At 64.4% G+C, this 3172-nt stretch carries 5 protein-coding genes; 2 read left to right on the top strand and 3 right to left on the bottom strand.

Annotation, left to right across the window (positions count from 1 at the left end):
- The coding region (locus AC1DYI_RS30645) for an ATP-binding protein (protein ID WP_477207892.1) at positions 1 to 823 on the top strand (823 nt) is incomplete at its 5' end.
- 45 nt (positions 824 to 868) lie between these two features.
- Here AC1DYI_RS30645 and AC1DYI_RS30640 read toward each other — a convergent pair.
- Together AC1DYI_RS30640 and AC1DYI_RS30635 are read right to left on the bottom strand one after the other, a co-directional pair.
- Positions 869 to 1411, bottom strand: a complete 543-nt coding sequence (locus AC1DYI_RS30640) for a chalcone isomerase family protein (RefSeq protein WP_477207891.1) — start codon at positions 1409 to 1411, stop codon at positions 869 to 871.
- Positions 1412 to 1606: 195 nt separating this feature from the next.
- The gene (locus tag AC1DYI_RS30635; protein WP_477207890.1) at positions 1607 to 2179 is read right to left on the bottom strand and encodes a TetR/AcrR family transcriptional regulator; all 573 of its coding nucleotides are present in this window, start codon (positions 2177 to 2179) and stop codon (positions 1607 to 1609) included.
- Positions 2180 to 2274: 95 nt separating this feature from the next.
- Here AC1DYI_RS30635 and AC1DYI_RS30630 point away from each other — a divergent pair, with 95 nt between their 5' ends.
- Complete coding sequence (locus AC1DYI_RS30630; protein ID WP_477207889.1) at positions 2275 to 2742, top strand: nuclear transport factor 2 family protein; 468 nt, start codon at positions 2275 to 2277, stop codon at positions 2740 to 2742.
- A 50-nt stretch (positions 2743 to 2792) separates the two neighbouring features.
- Here AC1DYI_RS30630 and AC1DYI_RS30625 read toward each other — a convergent pair.
- The coding region (locus AC1DYI_RS30625; protein ID WP_477207888.1) for a YciI family protein at positions 2793 to 3172 on the bottom strand (380 nt) is incomplete at its 5' end.

Below are 3172 nucleotides of genomic sequence, written 5' to 3'. Positions count from 1 at the left end.
GCTCGGCTCGGTGACGATCGCCCGGCTGATCAACCGGCCGCTGCAGAACCTGTCGTTCGCCGCCAGCCGCATCCGCGAGGGCGAGTTCGACTCACGGCTCGATGAATCGACGATGACCAGCGAGATCCGCGCGGTCAACATCGGCTTCAACCGAATGGCGCGCGAGCTGGCCAAGGTGGAAGAGCAGCGCGCGGTGATGCTGGCCGGCATCTCGCACGACCTGCGCACCCCGCTGGCCCGCCTGCGGCTGGAGGCCGAGATCAGCGTGGCCGACGACGAGGCCCGCCGCAACATGGCGGCCGACATCGATCAGCTCGACGCGATCATCGACAAGTTCATGGACTACGCGCGGCCGGACGATTCGCGCACCGGCCCGGTCGACCTCACCAATGTGATCGTGCGCGAGGCGGCCGCCTTCCGCGACACCTCGCAGATCCGCATCTCACTGCGGCTGACGCCGGGGCTGATCGTCAAGGGCGACGACACCGAGCTCGGCCGCGTGTTCGCCAACCTGTTCGAAAACGCCCGCCGTTACGGTCGCTCGGTGGACACCGGCGTCACCAAGGTCAAGGTGACGCACGTGCAAGTGGGCGACTCGATCATCGTCACCGTGCGCGATTACGGCCAAGGTGTGGCGCACGAAAAGCTTGAGCACCTGACCACGCCGTTCTTCCGCGGCGATGCCGCCCGCACCGCCGCCACCGGCGCCGGCCTGGGCCTGGCGATCGTCAAGAAATCGCTGCAGCGCATGGATGGCAATCTCGAACTGGCCAATGCGCGCGATGGCGGGCTGATTGCGCACATTCGGTTGAAGCGAGCCTGAGGGCTGCGAGCACCGCCGGCGCCTGCGCTCGCCGAAGCCAAAAGCTCAATAGGCGTTGCGCCGCTCGATGCCCAGCAGTGCGTCCTTGAGGTTCGGCTCGACCGCCTGCGGCCCTAGCCAGATGCGCAGCACCATGGCGAAGAACTCGCCGTCACCCACCGGCGCGCCTTGCGGCTGCCCCTGGATGTAGAACTGCGTGCCCTTGCCGGGCAGGTAGTCCATCGCAAAGGTGTCCCCGGCGACCAACTTCGCCTTGCCCGAGAAGATCTCGATCAGCCGGGTCGACGACAGCGTGTGGCGCTGTACCAGGTCGTTGGTGTTGTTCGCCTGCAGGCCCTTGATGAACGCGAGGCCGAGATCGGTGCCCGGGATGTCGCGCTGCGCCACGAAGGCCAGGCGCTTGGGCCCTTCCATGTTCAGCACGGCATCCACGGCGTTGGCTTTGCGTGGCAGGTACAAGGCCATGTCGTAGACCTTGAACATCAGCCGGTAGCGGCTGCCACTGCCATTCATGGCCAGCGTGGCGCCTTGCACGAGCGTCGTGCCATCGAACTGGATGCCGCTTACCGCCCAGGCCTGCGAGCCCATGGTCAGCAACGTGACCAACCCCAGCGAAAACGCTCGCCGTCCCCCTCTCCTCATCATCAGCCCCTCTGTTGTGATTGATCGCGCTGGATCATTTCGGAAAGGGCAGATGTTGCCTTGGCGAAGCGCCACTCCGGCTACGGGTAAACAAGCACCATGACGGTGCGCACTTCGACGCCGGCACGCCACATCGCTTGATCAATCTTCCATCGCTTCAACCAGGCAGTCGAGGTCTTTCAAGACCTCTCGCGGCTCCGACTGAAACTGCGCCTGGACGATGGCACCGTCTACGGCAAGCGCCAAGGCCCGAGCGTGGCGAGTTCGCGCGCGTGACGGCGGCAACAGCGTCGCAATGACGTCGGCCATGTCTTGCTTGTGACGACGCGCGACGTTCACCACTTCCGGCAAGGTACCGCCGAGCTCGCCCACACTGTTGATGAAGGCACAGCCACGAAACTCTTCGTGGCCGAGCCATTCGGCCAAGGTGGGCACCAACGCCTGAACACCCTTGCGCTCGCTGCCGTGGCGAATCAAAGCGTCTTTGAACCACGCCATCCAACGATCGTGCCGAAGTGCCAGGAAGGCCAAGATCAGGTCGTTCTTGCTTGGGAACTGGCGATAGAACGTGACCTTGGTGACGCCCGATTCGGCGATCACGCGGTCGATCCCTGTGGCGCGAATGCCATCGCGGTAGAACAGGCCGTGCGCCGTCAACAGGATTCGATCCCGCACGGGCAGGCTGCTCAGGTCGAGGGTGTCATCGGTCAGCATGCGGGCATTGTAGACAGACCTGTCTACAACCGCCACAATCAACCAAGTAGACAAGTCTGTCTACAGGCCTCGATTGTCACTTCAAAAGGAAACCCATGGAAAGCCGCCCACCCCTGCCACCGTTCACCCGCGAGACCGCCATCCAAAAGGTTCGCCTCGCCGAAGACGCCTGGAACAGCCGCGACCCGGCCCGCGTCGCGCTGGCCTACAGCCCGGACACGCGTTGGCGCAATCGGGCGGAGTTCGTGACCGGTCGCGAAGCCGTTCAGGCCTTTCTCACGCGCAAATGGTCGCGCGAACTCGACTACCGACTCATCAAGGAACTGTGGGCAGTTGATGGCGACCGCATCGCCGTTCGCTTCGCCTACGAATGGCACGACGACTCTGGCCAGTGGTACCGCAGCTACGGCAACGAGAACTGGGCCTTCGACGCGGCCGGGCTGATGACCCACCGTCACGCCAGCATCAACGACCTGCCGATTCGCGAGTCCGAACGGCAGTACTTCTGGAAGCCCGGTCGGCGGCCCGACGAGCATGCAGGTCTGAGTGAATTGGGCCTGTAGGCGCGACCGGTCAAACAGAGCCTGCGACAGGACGCCCTGCAGACTTGGCCTCATCCGCCGATCTGAGCCCGCAGCCGCTCTTCCTGCTCGCGCAGTTCCGGCGTGAAGGCCTCGCCGAAGTCTTCGGCTTCGAAGATCTGGCGGATCTCGATCTCCGAGTCGCTCAGCATCGGGTTCGGGCAACGCTTGACCCATTCGATCGCCTCTTGCAGCGAGGCGCATTTCCAGAGCCAGAAGCCGGCGACCAGCTCGTTGGCTTCGGCAAACGGGCCGTCGACCACCTCACGGCTCTTGCCGGAAAAGCGCACGCGGGCTCCCTTCGAGCTGGGGTGCAGCCCTTCGCCGGCCTGCATGACGCCGGCCTTCACCAGCTCTTCGTTGAACTGGCCCATTTCAGCCAGCAGTTGCTCGCTGGGCATCACGCCGGCTT

The sequence above is a fragment of the Ideonella sp. P3_A4 genome, assembly GCF_056403075.1.
This window is presented reverse-complemented; position numbering and strand designations above follow the sequence as displayed.

Bases quoted from the DNA above. Each gene is read 5' to 3' on its own strand.
- AC1DYI_RS30640 (WP_477207891.1), bottom strand. From the start codon at position 1,411: ATGGGCTCGCAGGCCTGGGCGGTAAGCGGCATCCAGTTCGATGGCACG.
- AC1DYI_RS30635 (WP_477207890.1), bottom strand. From the start codon at position 2,179: ATGCTGACCGATGACACCCTCGACCTGAGCAGCCTGCCCGTGCGGGAT.
- AC1DYI_RS30630 (WP_477207889.1), top strand. From the start codon at position 2,275: ATGGAAAGCCGCCCACCCCTGCCACCGTTCACCCGCGAGACCGCCATC.